At 47.8% G+C, this 17,196-nt stretch carries 16 protein-coding genes; 6 read left to right on the top strand and 10 right to left on the bottom strand.

Annotation, left to right across the window (positions count from 1 at the left end):
- Window positions 1–206 precede the first annotated feature (206 nt).
- Complete coding sequence (gene lysA, locus MHM94_RS09510; RefSeq protein WP_235419822.1) at window positions 207–1,469, bottom strand: diaminopimelate decarboxylase; 1,263 nt, start codon at window positions 1,467–1,469, stop codon at window positions 207–209.
- Window positions 1,470–1,560: 91 nt separating this feature from the next.
- Here lysA and MHM94_RS09515 point away from each other — a divergent pair, with 91 nt between their 5' ends.
- Together MHM94_RS09515 and MHM94_RS09520 are read left to right on the top strand one after the other, a co-directional pair.
- Window positions 1,561–2,934, top strand: a complete 1,374-nt coding sequence (locus tag MHM94_RS09515) for a Na+/H+ antiporter NhaC family protein (RefSeq protein ID WP_235419823.1) — start codon at window positions 1,561–1,563, stop codon at window positions 2,932–2,934.
- Between the two features lie 110 nt (window positions 2,935–3,044).
- Complete coding sequence (locus tag MHM94_RS09520) at window positions 3,045–3,551, top strand: DUF3087 domain-containing protein (RefSeq protein ID WP_235419824.1); 507 nt, start codon at window positions 3,045–3,047, stop codon at window positions 3,549–3,551.
- A 6-nt stretch (window positions 3,552–3,557) separates the two neighbouring features.
- Here MHM94_RS09520 and MHM94_RS09525 read toward each other — a convergent pair whose 3' ends face one another.
- The 6 genes from MHM94_RS09525 to MHM94_RS09550 form a co-directional block, all read right to left on the bottom strand.
- Window positions 3,558–4,256 (bottom strand): manganese efflux pump, encoded by a 699-nt coding sequence (locus MHM94_RS09525; protein ID WP_235419825.1) that lies wholly within the window; start codon window positions 4,254–4,256, stop codon window positions 3,558–3,560.
- Window positions 4,256–5,959, bottom strand: coding sequence for a hypothetical protein (locus tag MHM94_RS09530; RefSeq protein ID WP_235419957.1), 1,704 nt, complete (start codon window positions 5,957–5,959; stop codon window positions 4,256–4,258). Before MHM94_RS09530 ends, MHM94_RS09525 begins: the two co-directional genes overlap by 1 nt.
- A 66-nt stretch (window positions 5,960–6,025) precedes the next feature.
- On the bottom strand, window positions 6,026–7,885 hold the full coding sequence (locus MHM94_RS09535) for an alkaline phosphatase PhoX (protein ID WP_235419826.1): 1,860 nt from the start codon (window positions 7,883–7,885) through the stop codon (window positions 6,026–6,028).
- Window positions 7,886–8,128: 243 nt separating this feature from the next.
- Entirely contained in the window at window positions 8,129–9,679 is a 1,551-nt protein-coding gene (locus MHM94_RS09540; RefSeq protein ID WP_235419827.1) for a sensor domain-containing diguanylate cyclase, read from the bottom strand.
- Window positions 9,669–10,097, bottom strand: a complete 429-nt coding sequence (locus tag MHM94_RS09545; protein ID WP_022946452.1) for a hypothetical protein — start codon at window positions 10,095–10,097, stop codon at window positions 9,669–9,671. Before MHM94_RS09545 ends, MHM94_RS09540 begins: the two co-directional genes overlap by 11 nt.
- 1 nt (window position 10,098) lies before the next feature.
- Window positions 10,099–11,322: a porin gene (locus tag MHM94_RS09550; RefSeq protein ID WP_235419828.1), complete on the bottom strand. Its 1,224-nt coding sequence runs from the start codon at window positions 11,320–11,322 to the stop codon at window positions 10,099–10,101.
- Between the two features lie 221 nt (window positions 11,323–11,543).
- Here MHM94_RS09550 and MHM94_RS09555 point away from each other — a divergent pair, with 221 nt between their 5' ends.
- Window positions 11,544–12,785 carry a divalent metal cation transporter gene (locus MHM94_RS09555; RefSeq protein ID WP_235419829.1) on the top strand — a complete coding sequence of 414 codons (1,242 nt, stop codon included), beginning with the start codon at window positions 11,544–11,546 and terminating at the stop codon, window positions 12,783–12,785.
- Window positions 12,786–12,789: 4 nt separating this feature from the next.
- Here MHM94_RS09555 and MHM94_RS09560 read toward each other — a convergent pair whose 3' ends face one another.
- From MHM94_RS09560 to MHM94_RS09570, 3 genes are all read right to left on the bottom strand, one after another.
- Window positions 12,790–13,332, bottom strand: a complete 543-nt coding sequence (locus tag MHM94_RS09560; protein WP_235419830.1) for a hypothetical protein — start codon at window positions 13,330–13,332, stop codon at window positions 12,790–12,792.
- Between the two features lie 151 nt (window positions 13,333–13,483).
- Window positions 13,484–14,683, bottom strand: a complete 1,200-nt coding sequence (locus MHM94_RS09565) for a VWA domain-containing protein (protein ID WP_022946456.1) — start codon at window positions 14,681–14,683, stop codon at window positions 13,484–13,486.
- On the bottom strand, window positions 14,683–15,528 hold the full coding sequence (locus MHM94_RS09570) for a MoxR family ATPase (protein ID WP_235419831.1): 846 nt from the start codon (window positions 15,526–15,528) through the stop codon (window positions 14,683–14,685). The genes MHM94_RS09565 and MHM94_RS09570 overlap by 1 nt, the downstream gene beginning before the upstream one ends.
- 143 nt (window positions 15,529–15,671) lie before the next feature.
- Here MHM94_RS09570 and MHM94_RS09575 point away from each other — a divergent pair, with 143 nt between their 5' ends.
- From MHM94_RS09575 to ftsB, 3 genes are all read left to right on the top strand, one after another.
- Window positions 15,672–16,148, top strand: a complete 477-nt coding sequence (locus MHM94_RS09575) for a DUF2947 family protein (protein ID WP_045978503.1) — start codon at window positions 15,672–15,674, stop codon at window positions 16,146–16,148.
- Between the two features lie 91 nt (window positions 16,149–16,239).
- Window positions 16,240–16,893 carry a hypothetical protein gene (locus MHM94_RS09580; protein ID WP_235419832.1) on the top strand — a complete coding sequence of 218 codons (654 nt, stop codon included), beginning with the start codon at window positions 16,240–16,242 and terminating at the stop codon, window positions 16,891–16,893.
- Window positions 16,893–17,186: a cell division protein FtsB gene (gene ftsB / locus MHM94_RS09585; protein ID WP_022946460.1), complete on the top strand. Its 294-nt coding sequence runs from the start codon at window positions 16,893–16,895 to the stop codon at window positions 17,184–17,186. The genes MHM94_RS09580 and ftsB overlap by 1 nt, the downstream gene beginning before the upstream one ends.
- Window positions 17,187–17,196: the final 10 nt, after the last annotated feature.

Genomic DNA, 17,196 nt, shown 5'->3' on the forward strand with positions numbered 1-17,196 from the left:
AGCAACGTCAAATGTTGCTTAACTATTAAACAAGTGTTGCCATCATTAATCAAGAATAAAATTTTCTAACTATTCTTTAAAGCAAAAATAAAATATATAAAAGGAGTGGCGCTTAAGCACCTGAGGTGCCCCTGGGCTTCTGTAGGTTATCTATATAAAAGTTATAAGTATGAATTGATTAGAGCCAAGTAGACTTGGCTCTAAGGCTATAACCAAGAGGGCAGGGAATCCATGGCAATAAGAGTATCGTAATCGATACGCTCGCGAATAATACTGTATTGATCATCCTTTACCAGTACTTCTGGAGCATTAAGGCGGGAATTGTAATGTGAGGCCATCACTGCACCATAGGCGCCTGCGCCCATAATCGCTACCAAATCGCCACTTTGGCACTGGCCAATGGTGCGGCCTTTGGCAAAAGTGTCCCCCGTTTCACACACCGGACCGACAATATCATAAGTGACCTTTTGCGTTTGCTCGGTGACCGTGACAATGTGATGATAGGCATCGTACATACTGGGGCGAATAAGGTCATTCATGGCCGCATCTAAAATTAAAAAGTGACGCTGTTGTCCGGTTTTCACATACTCTACACGCGACACTAACACCCCGGCATTGCCAAGTATTGAACGCCCTGGCTCGACGATGATTTTGCAACCAAGGTGGCCTAAATGGGCTTTGGCAAAGCTAGCATAGGTGGTGATATCTGGCTCTTGGGATTGCTCTCCATAGTTGATCCCAAGCCCGCCGCCAATATCGATGACCTGAATATCAATACCGTGATGCTGCAGGCTAGTCACCAGGTCAGCAACTTTACTAAAGGCCTGGTCAAACGGGGTCAGCTCGGTTAACTGCGAGCCGATATGTACGTCAACACCACTCACCTCAATGCCCGGCAGGCTAGCGGCCCGTTGATACAGCGCAGGAGCTAAGTCGATGGCAATACCGAACTTATTCTCGGCCATTCCCGTGGTGATTTTGGCATGGGTCTTGGCTTCAACATCCGGGTTAACACGAATCGAGACCCGCGCGCGTTTGCCCATGCTGTGCGCTTGTTCGCTGATGCGCATCAGCTCCGGTTCGGATTCTACGTTGAACTGTAAAATGTCCTGCGCCAAAGCGTAGCGTATTTCAGCAACACTTTTGCCTACGCCGGCAAAGACGATTTTATCAGCGCTGATCCCGGCGGCTAGGGCACGCCGTATTTCGCCTTCAGAGACGGTGTCGGCACCGGCGCCTAAACGCGCTAAGGTCGCTAATATTGCCTGATTGGAGTTGGCTTTTACGGCATAACAAATTAAGCTATCCAACCCTGCAAATGCGTCACTGTAGCGCTGGTAATTGCTGGCAATCGCTTTACTGGAATAACAGTAAAAGGGCGTTGGCACCTGCTGAGCAAGCGCTTCTATAGCAAGGCCTTCGACTTGCATTTGCTGACCCACGTAGGGGAAGTAGGGAAGTGGATGCATAACTAAAAAATTACAGTAAATTTAAAATTAATTGAATAATCTATGCTCATTTGCAAGACTATTCAAGCTTTATAAGAACAAGGATAACAACATGTCTTGGTATTCCATTTTGCCGCCGTTGATTGCCATTGCAATCGTATTTTGGCGCAAAGAGGTTATAATGGCGCTGTTAGTCGCGGTGGCCTCTTCGGAGTTTTTGCTTGCACTCCAGGGTGACGGTAACACACTTTTCTTCACTTTCATTAATACTATAGAACGTGTGGTGGCAACGGCGTCCTCTGCGGGGAATAGTCGCGTGCTGTTATTCAGTATTCTTATCGGTGCACTGCTTGCCTACATTCGCGAGTCTGGCGGGGTGGCGGCAACCGTAAACCTGTTAATAGGCAAAGGGGTGGCAAAGTCAAAGCGGCAGGTGGGCTTTTTGACCATGTTTTCCGGTATTGCCGTATTTATCGAGTCAAACCTCAGTGTCTTAACTGCGGGGATCCTCTCACGCGGCCTATTCGATAAATTTAAAATGAGCCGGGCGCGTCTGGCCTATATTATTGATAGCACCAGTGCCCCAGTGTGTATTTTAATTCTGCTTAATGGCTGGGGCGCTTATGTGCTTGGACTGATAGAAAACTATGAGCTGGAGCAGTCTGCGGTGTCTATCTTATGGGGCAGCATAGGTTATAACTTTTATGCCATTATCGCCTTATTGATCGTGGCCTACACTATCGCCTTCGATAAAGTACACGGACCAATGAAAGTGGCCGAGCAAAAGCTAGAGCGCCTAGAGGTTAACGAAACAGCGGACAAAGGTACTAAAGCACGCTTTATGTTGGTGCCCTTGGCGACATTGATAGTTTCTATGGTTGGCTTTATGTTCTGGACTGGTAATGGTGATATTGCCAGCGGCAGTGGCTCGAAATCAGTGTTGTATGCGACTATTTTGGCCTGTGTTGTTGCTTATTTATTACTCAGTACAAGTCGCCAATTCAGCCATCATCAATTGGTGGACATGGGCTTTAAAGGTATGGGCGAGTTATTGCCATTGGTGGCGATTGTTTTGCTATCGATGACCTTGGGCGCGAGTTTAAAAGAGCTCGGTACAGGGGTGTTTGTTGCTTCATTGGTAGGCGATTACCTGCCGTTGGTATTGGTGGTGCCAATGCTGTTTGTAACCGGCGCGGTGATCTCCTTTACCACCGGCACCTCGTGGGGCACCTTTGCTATTTTAATACCCATAGGTGTGCCGCTGATCCAAGCGTTAGGATTACCACCTTCACTGGTGATAGCCGCTATTTTAGGGGGTGGCGTGTTCGGCGATCACTGCTCACCAATTTCTGATACCAGTGCGGTGTCTGCCATTGCTTCGGGCTCCGATCTGCTTACTCACGTAAAAACGCAAATGCCTTATGCTTTATTCGGCGGTGCGTTAACTTTTATTGCTTACCTGTTGGTGAGTTTCATCGTTATTTAACAACTAGGCCCATAGCCGATGACTGTGGGCCAGTGTTTATCCATAAGTGATAGTACTTTGCTCGCAGCGCTTGTTATAATCGCTGCGTTTTTATATCTGTGGTTGCCCTTATGAAGTTACAGCAAATCGATAAAGCGCGTTATAGAAAGCATTTAAACCGAGTTTTAGCTGCCTGTATTGGTGCCTTGGTCTTGGGGAGTCTCGGAATTGCGCGATTACTGATTATCGCTTTTCCCAGTGCATCCGGCAGTCATTTTCACTGGAACTTGCTCGGCGTGATTATCACCTGTGCGGCCATTGCCTTGGTGCTTAAACGTGTGCAACACCACCCGTATTTGCGAGAAGTGCTGTATGTATGGCATTTAAAACAGGCGCTGAATCAGATCACGCGCCGCCTGCGTAAAATTAAGGCGGCGGCGGAGCTAGGCAATGTCGAGGCCATGCATGCCTTGCAGTTCAGTTACTCTGGTTCGCGCCAGCTTTGGCAACTTGACGATAACACCATCACCATGGACGAATTAGCACTGGAGCAGGCCAAATTGGACACCTTAGCCGAACGTTACCAAGTAGAGCCCAGCGCGGAGCGTTATCACAGCAGCACCCTTAAGCAATTTTAAGCTTGGCTAAGCACACTTAGGTGTGCCTGCTTGGCCTACCTTGCGAAGCGCTAATAGCAGTGCGTTAATAATTGCACACAGTGCCCAAATAGCCCACCAAGGGGTATCCCAAGCAAAGGTATAACGCAGCAAAGCCAGTACCGCGAAATAGCTAATCACCGAATACTGTAACCACAGGCCAAGCTGGTGGCTGAAGTGTGTTGGCGCATAAAGCACAGCTTTGCGGCCAAGGTGTAAGCTAGCGACTGCCAAGAGCGCGACCACCAGACCCACTATCATAAATGACAACCACACCATCCACTGCGCCCAGTCGATAACTTGTGCAGATTTAGCCGGCCCCGACCATAGTGCATCCCAACTAACAGTAATGATCAGTGCCGCACTCAGTAATTTGGGGTCTATACTAGGGGCGTGCTCGCTATTGCTGCGATACTCACTGAGCAAGTAATAACCTACAAATATGAATGCGATAACTCCGACAATTGGAGTGAGTACGGGGACTTGCTGCACGCTAAAATAAGCCGCGAGGTAACCAAGCATAGGAAACACCGTATGTGTTAGTGTGACCCCCGCTATCCAAGTGAATACGCTGCGCCGATTCGTGAGTTGTTTGGCTTGGGTTAGGGTGGCGATGGCGACATCAGCACCAATTCCTAAGCCCATGAGCAGACTTGCTAATACAAAAGCTTCTATGGGTGTGCCCATCACTCACTCTCCTGAACAGTGGGCGTGCGGGCTTCATCGCGTCGCTGAGCATGCTCCCAGTCTAGGCGCATATCCCATATGTACCGATGTTGCTCTTCGAGTGGCGCCTGGGATTCATCTACTTGCTGTAATACGTTAGTGGCCTTGGCAATGGTTGCATCACGGCCAAATAAATAGCTCTGCTCAGCGACAATTGTGCGATACGCTTTATTTAGGTCCAGTGCTCGGCGCGGTGAGGGAGTGATCAACTCGTAAATACTGTCGATGGCTGTCACCTTGGCTTTATTCACACTGCCATCTGAGTTGAACCAACGTCGCAGCATTTCTTTGTTCTGTCGGAATTCATCGCCACCTCCCACTCGTTGAAGGTAAGTTAAAAACTCGCCTTGGGTTTCACCAATGTTGGGTGCATCGTGCATACTTGCCAAGTTTATATAGCCCCAACCTTCTCGTCCTGTGACTTTGCGTGGAAAGGAAAAGGTTTGATCAAACGTCGCTCCCACGGTTTTATGGCAGCCATTGCAAAATGCCATTTCCTGAATGTCTTGGTGGCGTAGTTGCCCTTGCTCATCTTCGATATAGCCATTGATGGTCCACCCAAACATATTATTAATGCCTTTATCACCCAATGGTCGAGTGCGTGGCAGTTTCTCGAAGTGCTTCTCTTTCGCCTCACTGTAATAGAAAGAGGCCAAGCGTGCTTTTGATTTAAAGTTGTGTTTGCGCATGTAGCGTACTTCTTTCATGCGTGGTGCATTATAAATACGCCCTTGTGGGTCCACGCCAATGTAACGCACGGTGTGTAAAAACTCAGTCTCTTGAGGGTAGAGCTGGTAAGCCAATTCGATATCTTGGGCATCGCCTAAGTAGTGACTGCGTTTGCTAATAGCGTGTATTTGCTTTTCGAGCCGGTTGTTGCCGTTAAGATCTACTCCGACCGCTTGCTCGGAGATAGAAGGCGTACTCAATTGCTCTAAGCCCTTAATGGCCATCTCCACTAAGCTGAGGTTGGCAATGTATACATCTTGATTATATTGCCCGTTAAGTTCACGAAAGGGGGCACCAAGGCGGATCATCACATCACCGGTGGAGCCGTTGGTGGGCCAAAAGGTGCTAGGGAAGGGCTTGTAATTAAACGCAACCCAGTGGCTCTTGTCGCGAGCAAAACCAAGCTCATCAAAGGCTTGCTGCGGATAAGCAAGGTTTTGAATATGCGCTATTTCACCTTGCCACTCGCTGTCTGCCTGCAGTTTTTCAATAAATGGCGAATAGTTATCTTCATTAATCCACTGCTTTATTTCTTCATCGGAAATAGATGCGATCATCTCACTGCGGTCAATAAATAAATTACGCCAATGATTCTTCATTCCCAAATCCGAGAACTGGTATTCACCTTGCAAATTACCATCATTCATTTGGTTCGGACGTTTGCTGTCTTGGCGGTCTGTCTGATGACAGGCGTAGCAGGGGTTATGTTTACCTTGTGTTTTAGTGTAGCACTGCGGCGGGATCACCGACTCAGGGTTATACACTGCACCATGCTTTAAATAGGCGGTTGCAGGAATTTGCTCTGTGGGCTGGTAGGCAAAGTCTGCGCTCTCACTGGTAGTTGTAGTCGTTGATAATGGTTGCGTACGCTGTTGTTCCGAGCATGCACACAGCAAAACAGCCAGTGCAAGGGCCAGCGCCGAGTTAAGTTTCATCATAATGGCACACCGATGGGAAGTTATGGATAAATGAGGGGGCAGCCCCCTCATAGAGTGCGAGGATTAGTTGCCCGCTGGGTCGTACAACCAAAGGGTGTTGTTTTCTTGGAATCCATCCTCACCGATGATCACGCGACCATCGCGCATGACAATGGTGTTATCTGGTTGTGATAACTGCTCTACGTCACAACGTGCTGCGCCATCAAGACTGCGGCGATAGGTGGAACCCATTACCACAGGCTCAATACGAGTGAGGCTGTAGTTGCTGTCTATGTGTGCACGATATAAGCCACCACAGTCTTCCACGCGATTGGATAATTGCATGTCTCCCTCATCGTCAATCATGGTGTTATCGATATCAGCGATACCAATATACATAAACGCTTCGGTGACGATTTCATCGGCAATCATATCTTGGCCAGTGATTGCTTCCATGACGCGGTCATGATTGATACTAATGCCTTCGAGCTTACGCCACTCTGCGGTGGCTCCTTTTAAGCGAGCTGCTTGGCGAGACTCTAAAAAGGCCGCACGGTCATCCATAGGCTCACCAGCGGTAACAGGGCTTCCGCCTTGTGCTTCGCTTGGGTAATGAGTGGCACCATCAGCCCAAGCCTGTACGTCAGCCATGCTCATATAGCTGGTTTTACCTGCAACATAATCACTGGTATCAATGCCATCATAATCAGCAATCCAAGCTGCAATTGTGGTGTTATCGCCACTGGCCAGAGCCACCCATTCAACATCAAATCCTGTGACCGCTGGGTCACTAAGGCCTTCATCCTGAGTCAATTTTGCCCCGTATAATGTGCCAGCACTCAAATCTTCCGGGGTATCGGCGACAAATTTAAACAACACCCCACCGGTATCATCTTGTGACGAGTAGACGGTTTTTCTATCCGGCATAACCACCGAGTTTTCATGCTCATAGCGACCAATAGTGTAGTGTTTTACCACTTCTGGATTGGCGCTGGTGGGCGCGGTGATTTCAGCAATGTAACCATAACGGTAGGGGTTAGGGAAATCCGGTGCTGTAAGCATCTCAAGACCATCGGTACTGGTGTCTGCTGGATCATTCCAGCTGGCATCGGTGGTTGAGTCAACGCTTGAGCGCACAATCCACTCTTCTGAGGTTAATGGGGTGCCCCAAGGAGACACTGAACCAAAGCAGTTAGCAGCGGTGCCCCAAACATTATCGAAATCAACCATCATGGCTTCAGCGATTGACCAAGTACCTTGAGCATTTTTGTTTAGCTTTAAGCGGCTAACTCCCCCAGGGTATGACTCCCAGTTCGTGAATAAGTAGCCCTCATTGTCGCTAGTAGGGATAAAGCCGTTAAAATCTGGGTTTTCATTCTCAATAATTTTCTCATTACCGACCATGGAGTAATGTACACCTAACCCACCGGGCAAGCCTTTATCACCTAAATCAGCAAAGGTATCACCGGTCTGGCCTAATACTTGGTATTGGCCAACCGCTGACACTACGGTTTGACGCTCATAATCCGATTCTGGCACTGGTGAGCTAACGATATTTTTTGGCAGTTGGTTGAAGTTTACGCCCGCTAGTACGCCTACGGTACCACGATTAATAGCGCGGCCATTGAACTCATCCATGGCAGCATTGGTGTCATCAGGGTGCTGAACATTGAAAAACAAATCGCCCTGACGAGTTAAGAATGCCCCGGTCACTTCAGCTCCAGCAGGTACCGTTGCCAAGCGTGTTAATTTACCACTTGCTTGTGCATTTGCGCCGTCTTCGCCACTTGCTCCATCTTGGCCATCGGCGCCATCCTGTCCAGCTGGGCCTTGTTCGCCAACTGGGCCTTGCGGACCTTGTTCACCGTCGTCGCCATCGCAGGCTGCCAACGCTAAGACCATGGAAGCAGTCAAAAAAGATAATTTTAGCTTAGTATTAAGCATGTGAAACGCCCCTTCACTTATAGTTATTTAATCAATGTTGCAGTCGATACTGCGACCTAAGGTCTCGCTGCAGCGATATAATTGCCTGTTGAAAGCGGGGCTTATACTAGGGAGCGGTTATTGCAAAGTGATGGACAAAAGAAGACCTTTTTGTGGTACTTATAATACACTAATGTGACTTTATAACGTTTTTGTAGAGAGGTATGCGCATCCGCTATATCATAATAGAGGCGCTGAGTTTAGCTAAATATCAGCCATAGCAACGGCATTTTTTTGCTGGTTTTTTAGCTTGTACATGGCTTGATCGGCGGCAATCACTAGATCTTGTAAGGTGGTACCGTGCCCAGGGGAAGTGGCGATACCTATGCTGGCGCCGACACTCACTTGCTCGCCATTGTCCAATCGTGTGGCTTGGCTGAGCGCCTCTCGGAGTTTGTCGGCAAGGTGTAACGCCGGTGTTTGTTCAAGCGCATCGAGAATGATGACAAACTCATCACCACCCCAACGAATACATACATCCTCTTTGCGCACATGGTGTTGTAGTTGTGTTGCCACATGGCAAAGGATGTCGTCGCCTGCGTCGTGGCCATACACATCATTGATCGGTTTAAAGCCGTCAAGATCAATCAACATCAAGGTAATGTCTTGGTCGTTATCAAGGCGTTGTTGCGCCGCCTGTTCGCCTCCTAGGCGGTTAAATAAGCCTGTTAAACGGTCTGTGGTGGCTGCTTCGTTAAGCTCAGCGACCATTTTTTTGTGGCGAGTAATATCATTAATAAAAATCTGTAGGTAGGTATCTTGTTCCTTACCATAGCTGCGGGTTACAAGAATATGAGCCCAAATGCAATCTTGTTGGCAGTCAGTGCATAGCTGGTACTCACCGGTGGCAATATCATGCTGATCTAAGGAGTTGCGAATAGAGCGGATGATTTTTTCAGGCTCATTAAAAGTGCGCGCCACAAGCTGATACAAATCCTTTTCCAAAGGAATACCGAGGCGGTTAAACAGCCGCTCTGTGGACGCGTTATAAAGGATGATATTGCCTTCGCGGCGGGCGAGGATCATTGCCGACGCCGCATGCTCGAATAATAAGCGTAGCCGACCTTCTAGCTTTTGTACCTCAGAACGCAGAGCCCGCTCTTGGTTAAAGAGCCGCTCTGTTTGCGCAAGCATAGCGTTAATACTGTGGGTAATTTCGCCTATTTCACTGGCGTTGTGCGCGAATGGGGTATGCAAGCGATTATCGCCGCCGGGGGGGATGCCCTTAAGCTGAGTGTTAAGTCGCGCCATTGGCTTGGTAATTATAAAATAAGCCAAAATCGTAAAGGTGAGTAATACCGCGAGGGTTTGAAAGACCAATAGTTGCGCACTGGATTGCGCTATCGACCGTGCTCGCTGTTCTATCATTGACCACGCCGGCAATAGGCGCATTTGTCCGACCGCCTCATTGGCGAAAAAGGGATTATACAAGGTGAAGGTTTTTGCTTGCTGCCAATCACCTACGCCTTGACTGGCTAATGGCTGAGTGCCTTGGATTTGCGCGGCAAGAATACTGTCGTTTTTTAACAGGCCACTGATAACTTCGATTGCTAAGTCTTCGTCTTGCAAGTAAGCGGCAATAGAGGCAGTGCTTGAGACTGTCATATGCAGCTGAGCAATAGCAAGGTTGGCTTTCTCTACCTCCTGCTGGTAGACGCTACGGTAATAGTATTTCACTGCGATAACGCCAACGATTAACGAAGTGAGTACAAGCGCAATGGCTAAGCGCAGGATCAGGCTATGTTTATTGAACAAGAGTATAAACTACCTTCACGTCGTTAGTGACTTCTTTAAGCTTTACATAGCCGATGGCATTGTCAATTTCTCGGACCCTTTTTATTACCTCAGCGCTGCTTGCCATAGTTAAAGGCGGTTTTGCATGGCCACTGAACTTGACCCGTGACCAATAAGCATTAATGCTGCCAATCGGACGCTTAGTTAGACCTTGATAGAACTGCTCACGCAGCAATGAATCCGGTTGCATGTCCAAAGGTGCGGCATGTTCCCCAGAGGGAAAGGCGATAAGTCGACCCATATACAAGTCAACTAACTGCTTGGTGGTTAAACTTTGCGTAGGGTTTGCCTTATTAACTATAACGGCTATTTTTTCTTGTCCGTAGGCAACCGCGCTCAATAAAGCGTAAAGTGCGCACGTGATGATGAAGGCTCTCATACTAGAACACCCAATCAATCGTCGCGCTTACAACGGTGAATGATTCTGGCGTAGTAAGCAATTCGCGGCGTAGCATAAATTGGTTATCGCTGCTGTCTAAATCAATGTACTCGAGCTGCAGTTTAGCCGCCATATCAGCGCGAAAATCATAGCGGGTGCTGAGCGAGGTCGTTGACTGATCGTTGACGTAGTAGTTAAATCCGCGCTCAAGCTGAAAATGCAGTTCATCGGCGAGGGGGTTTGTTAGTCGTGGTTTATCAATCTGCTGGCGTTTGCCATGCGTCACTGAGTAACCCAGTTGCACCGTGAAATCTTGCCATCTTGTGCCGAACACGACATAACCGTTGTGCAAATGTGTGAGAATGTCTGAATCAGCACTGACACGGGCAATTTCCGATTGCACATAGTACTGACCGTTATCGTACTTTGTGCCTAAGGTCACGTACTGCAACCGTGTATTCACCGTTTTTAAACGCTTGGCAATATCTTGTGCTTGAGGCCAGATTTGTTCAGGCACACTTTGCGCCAGCTCGCGTAGTTGGGCGTAATGGTCGGGCTCATTATCGATATAGGCTTGGGTATAATTGGCTCGCCAAAGCCAGTTGCCTTGCTCTAGTGTGAGCGTAGCGCCGGCGATATCATCAAGAGCAATTCGCCATTGAAAATCGAAATTTGTAAGGTAATCCTTTGACTTGCCGTAATACCAGCGTGTGGAGAACATCCCCTGATCGGTGGCGTGGGCTGAAGATAGTTCGATACCATCAATGCTGCGATGGGGAATAAGGCCATAAAACTCAATGGGTGCGTGGGTCGCTGTATAGGCATAGCCTATGTTGCGATAAGGACTCATCATAAATAAATCAAACGCGGTACGCCCGGCTTTGATGGTCCAGTTTGGCTTTGGTGAGTAACTTAAAAATGCCAGTTGGGTAACATCGCCAAGGCTATAGTCGGGGTGGCTTTTGAGTACCCACTGACCCGTAAAGCCCCACTGAGTATTAAACTGCTTGTGTAACTGAATGCCTAATCGCGACAACGAGGAAAAGTCTAATTCAGAGTTTGTTTTACCATCGGTTACCGATACATCAGTACGAAACCCGTATTGCTCGGATTCATTATAGCTTACGCCGACAGTGGCAAAGCCGCTAAGTTGAGCGGGTTGTGCCAGTGCTGCCGCGCTACTAATAAGCAATGAAAAACCACTAAGTGAACGAAATAAGCGCATGATGCCTCTGAAATTTAGCCATAAAAAAAGGAGCCTGATGTGGGCTCCTTGCTTACGAATCGCGGCGAATTATAAGAAGGTTAGCTGCAACTGGCAACTAAGTGGTCAGTCCTGTTTGCTATTTGAGCACCTGAGTTGATTAAAAATAGTGCACTATGTACTTGAATTGAATGATGATTCCACCTAGCCTGAGAGCCTAGAAAAAAATATAAGAAAAACCCATGCAGTTAGTGAATTATGCGCAGTATGTAAAGGCTTTAGGGCCGGGAATATTAATGGCGACCGCCGCCATCGGCGGCTCACACCTGGTTGCTTCGACCCAAGCCGGGGCGTTATTTGGATGGCCGTTGTTATGGCTGATCATCGCCGTGAATGCGCTTAAATACCCTTTTTTTCGTTTCGGCGTGCATTACACCTTGGCGACCAACGACAACCTAGTCGAGGGTTACAAAAAGCAGGGGCCTGGATTTTTTTATAGCTTTGTGGCTTTGAACCTGATTGCAGCGGTTGTTAACACTGCTGGGGTACTGCTATTAACGGCGGCGCTGGCCCATTATATGCTCGGTGGAGCGCTTGGGTTAACGGCGTTATCAGCCCTGATACTGTTGTTTTGTCTGATATTGCTATTGTTAGGCCATTATCGCGCCTTAGACAGCGTGGCTAAAGTGATTATGGCGGTACTGGCGTTGAGCACGCTAGGTGCATTGGCCATTGCCTGGGTGCAAAGCGGCGGTGCACCGATGGCGATGAGCGCAGAGTTTCAAGCGCCCGACCTCTTTTCTCTGGCGGCGCTGAGCTTTATTGTAGTGATGATGGGGTGGATGCCCGCACCTATCGAAATCTCCGCGCTCAACTCATTGTGGCTGCAAGCAAAGCGGCGCAATACCAGGATAACTACAAACACTGGTTTATTCGACTTTAACTTGGGGTATGTGGTCACCGCGCTCTTGGCAGTGGTATTTTTTGCCTTAGGGGTGTTGATACAATACGGCAGCAGCAGTGAGATTGCTTTGGCTGGGGTCGCGTTTGCACAGCAGCTCATCGATATGTATACGCAAACCATAGGTGAGTGGTCGCGTTGGCTGATTGCCGCCGTGGCGTTCTTATGTATGTTGGGGACCACGCTTACGGTGCTAGATGGGTATGCCCGCACGCTGTTTACCAGTGCCAAGTTAATTAACCGTCAGTTGCTACCACGTCATCTCCACTCCTGGCTGATACTGCAAGCGGGTGCCGGGATGGCAGTGATCTTATTTTTTAAAAGCAACTTAAAAGAAATGCTTACCTTTGCCATGACCCTTGCCTTTTTAACCACGCCGGTATTTGCATGGCTTAATATGCGTTTGGTCAAACAGGCAAACATCAATCAACCAACTTGGTTAAAAGCGTTAAGTTGGTTGGGCATGGCCTATTTAATTAGCTTTAGCCTGGGTTTTGTCGCCCTAGAGTTTTGGTCGAGTTAAACACCTATTTAGCACGGTTTTTTTGTAAAGTCCGGATGTCTTGCATCTCCTTGAAAGAGCCATAGGAAAGAACTTTTTTAACAATTTTATCTTCACACAATGCTGTGTCTTTAACCCAAGCGGTGCGACCTGATTTATCGATTAGTAGCGTAAATGCAGGGCAAGGTTGATAGCCTAACGCCGTTGCTTTATCGCGCCAAAGCAGTTGGCTCGAAATAATAGTGGTGATGGCGACAACAGCAATAACACCTAAAGCGATGATCACCTTTCGCTCCATGACGGGGATTTTCTCGACTTGCTTCTTAAGACGATAATAGATCGTACCTAAAAGAAATATATTTGCGGCTATAAATACCAAACATAGGCTGACATAACCGATAGCGTAAGGTTTTTCTACTACTAATGGGTAGCTGTTATCCAGTAACGTAGAACGTTGAATAAGATCAGGTACGGTACTTGTGAATGTCCACCAAGTTGACCAAATCGTGAGCACAGAAAACCCAAGTATGATTGCTATGTGGGTATGAAGTGGTGGCAGTGGTTTCATCTTTCGGTGCTATATCCAATTCCATTTGATATTCAACACTATCTATGTGCGGTCGTATTAGAGCTGTTTAGGATTCTAAATACAACATGTGGCGACACTTTCGCTATTAAGTCACAAAAACTAAGCGGATAACGTTGTTTACAATGAGCGCTTAAGTTAACGCTTTAATTGCTGCACTAATACCATCAAGGGTGAGCGGAAACATGCGGCTTTGCTCGTTGCTTGCCATGAGTTGGTCTATCATCTCGATGGAGTGGTAATAACGCCAATGCGATTGTGGCTGTGGGTTGAGCCACACCACTTTGTCAAAATGTTGGGTAATACGCTGTAGCCATAACGCGCCAGGCTCTTCATTCCAATGCTCAACACTGCCTCCCGGGTAGGCTATCTCATATGGACCCATGGTGGCATCACCGACAAAGATGACTTTGTAATCGCTACCAAAGCGCTGCATCAGGTTGTGGGTATCAATGACCTGATCATGACGACGGTCATTGTCTTGCCATAGGTGTTCATACACGCAGTTGTGGAAATAAAAGAACTCCAGGTGTTTAAACTCACCATGAGCGGCGCTGAACAACTGTTCGCATAGGTGAATATGGTCATCCATGGAGCCGCCAATATCGAACAGCATAATGACATTTACGGCGTTATGGCGCTCGGGTGCCATTTTTACATCCAACATGCCCCCTTGTTTCGCCGTTGCCCGAATAGTCTCAGGTAAATCTAAGGTATCGCTGGCTCCGGTGCGGGCAAACTTACGCAGTTTTTTCAATGCCAGCTTCATGGTCCGAGAGCTGATATCTGCGCTACTATCGAGGTTACGATACTGGCGTTTATCCCACACTTTTACCGCGCGGCGCTGCCGTGACCCTGGTTGGCCAATGCGAATACCCTCGGGGTTATAGCCAAAGGCACCAAAGGGCGAGGTGCCGCCGGTGCCTATCCATTTATTACCACCGGCATGGCGCTTTTGTTGTTCTTCAAAGCGTTTCTTTAATTCTTCCATGAGCTTATCTAAACCGCCCATGGCCTCTATTTGTTCTTTTTCTGCAGCGCTTAAGTGCTTTTCAAACTCTTTGCGTAGCCACTCATCTGGAAGCGTATGCTGGGCTTTCAGCGCCTCGAGTAAATCGACATCTTCTATGCCTTCGAAATAGTCGGCAAAGGCTTTATCAAAACGGTCGAAATGAGTTTCATCCTTGACCATAACAGTGCGAGCAAGGTGATAGAAACCTTCGGTATCGGCAAATACCACGCCCGCTTTGAGGGCCGCTAACAAATCCAGCAACTCGCGCAGGCTGACAGGCAGACGATACTTACGCAGGGTGAAGAAGAACTCAATTAACATTAGCGGCGGCTCATAAACGCAAGCTTTTCAATTAACGACACATCCTGCTCGTTTTTAAGCAGGGCACCAAATAATGGCATTAACCCGCCTTTATCTGCGCTTTGTTGCAGCACCTCGGGGCTGATGTCTTCAGCCATTAACAGTTTAAGCCAGTCGAGAAGCTCGCTGGTGGAAGGTTTTTTCTTTAAGCCATCGACTTGGCGCAAACCAAAAAACACCTCTAGCGCCTCACGTAATAGCGTTTGCTTAATGTTGGGGTAGTGAACATCGACAATTTGCTGCATTTCATCAGGACTTGGAAAGTCGATGTAGTGGAAAAAGCAACGGCGTAAAAAGGCATCGGGAAGTTCTTTTTCGTTGTTGGAGGTGATAATGACAATAGGGCGTTGTTTAGCGACTACACGCTCACCGGTTTCATAGACAAAAAACTCCATCTTATCGAGCTCCAGCAGTAAGTCGTTCGGAAACTCGATGTCGGCTTTGTCGATTTCATCAATTAACAGCACCGGACGCGGACCTTGTTCATCGCTTGCAAACGCTTGCCATAACTTCCCTTTAATTATGTAATTGCCGATATCATGGACACGCTCATCCCCTAGTTGCGAGTCACGAAGGCGAGATACCGCATCATATTCGTAGAGCCCTTGCTGCGCTTTGGTGGTGGACTTTATATGCCACTGAATCAGTTCACTGCCTACGCTTTTAGCGAGCTCTTCAGCCAATAAGGTTTTTCCTGTTCCGGGTTCGCCTTTGATCAGCAGCGGTTTTTGTAGGGCAATAGCCGCGTTGACAGCTTGTTTTAAGGCGCTACTGGCAATGTAGTGGTCGGTAGAATCGAAATGCACGGAATAATCCTGTTACTGGTCTGACATCAATGTACTTAGTCTGCCATAGTTCGATTTGTACACCAAGTCATGCTGTGACAGCGCTCGCTAACACAGGTATAATGGCCGATATTGTTTCGCGCTGCGATAAGTTGCCATATTGAATGAATTACTTGTGTTTGGATGAATACGCAAAGGCTTGGGTGTTTAAGCACCAAGAGCTATTGATAGCCCCACAACAGTTGGCGCAGATAAAACCGATGACGCCAACCCGTTCTGCGGTGCTGTGGTCGACCTTTATCAGTCGGGATAAGGACCACCCGGATTTCTTTAGCGAAGATGATTGGCTATGCCAAGCGCAGCACTGGCAAGCGCAAGAGGTGTTTTGGGAGCAGGCATTCGAAGATGAAACAGCAATCCCTGAGCCGATTCTTAGTCATTTAGATTGGCAAGACAACACCACAGTCTATTTTTGTAATAGCCGTGATGAGGTTATCGAAACTCGGTTTGATGTGTTTAAACAACATTGGCAAAACTTTATGTTTTTAGCTGATGGCAGCATTTTGATCGGCAAAAAACGCCCTCAAGTGGTGCAATTCATGGAAACAGGTTTTGCCCGCCTAGGTGAGCAACCTAAATAGCGCGAGTATCTTGAAGCATCGGACAGATATCGTGCTTCTCAAATTTTGCACAACTATGGTATAAACTTAACCTCTACGACTAGGAGGTATTGTGCAGCAACCGTCATCGCAGCAGGCCGATTTATTTGCGCTGGATCAGCAGCGGGTGCTCTATGCTGAGTTGTGTAATGCCTTTTATGCTCGAGAACTACAGCGCTTAAGCCAACACCTTGAACCCAGCGGTGATGCGGCTCGTGTGGCGCGTATGCTAGCCAGCTTACCTTATTATGTCGAGCGCGCGGCGTTTCACATCGTTCGTGGTCATAGCCCGTTAACCTTAGATGGGCAAAATGGCAGTTGGATTGCCAAGCAGGCCACTAAGGCGCCAGTACCAGATAGCGAGAAAAATCATGCGTTTTATAGCCGCTTTGCGCAAATTGGCATGTTAGTCCCGGTATTGGTGGCGCAGCAAGGGATGCTGTATGTAATGCTCGATACGCTTGATCAAGTCAGTAGTAACCGAGTGCATTGCAATCAAAGCGGATGGTTTGATTTGCAGGGTCAGTATCAAGATAGCCGCATACAACATCAAAAAGTGACGCTGTTATGGCCTGGCAAGAAGCATTTTACGCCGGCCTGCTGTGGCCATCGTTGGCAGCAATATAAGGTCACATCGCCGCGCACATTAAGCTTGCGGGAAATGCTGTTAACAACACGAATAAACTGGAAAAACTTCAGGCAACCATTGCCTGTAAAGGATACATAATGCGCCTATTTCAATTAGGCCTCGTGGCTTTGTTCTTTTACTTACAGTATCTGTTATGGTTTGGTCATAATGGCATTGAGGATTACACCCGACTGCGTAAAGCGGTCGCCAGCCATGAGCTTACTAATCAACAATTAAGTAAACGTAATAAACTGCTTGAGGCAGATATCCAGGACCTGAAGTTGGATTTGGAGGGGGTAGAAGAGCGGGCCCGCCACGAACTGGGGATGATCAAACCCGGTGAGGTGTTTTACCGCGTTTTACCGAGCAAGCAATCGCTTAGAAAAGAATAATAGTTACTGA

The sequence above is a fragment of the Pseudoalteromonas sp. CNAT2-18.1 genome (assembly GCF_022347865.1).
GTDB lineage: Bacteria > Pseudomonadota > Gammaproteobacteria > Enterobacterales > Alteromonadaceae > Pseudoalteromonas > Pseudoalteromonas ruthenica.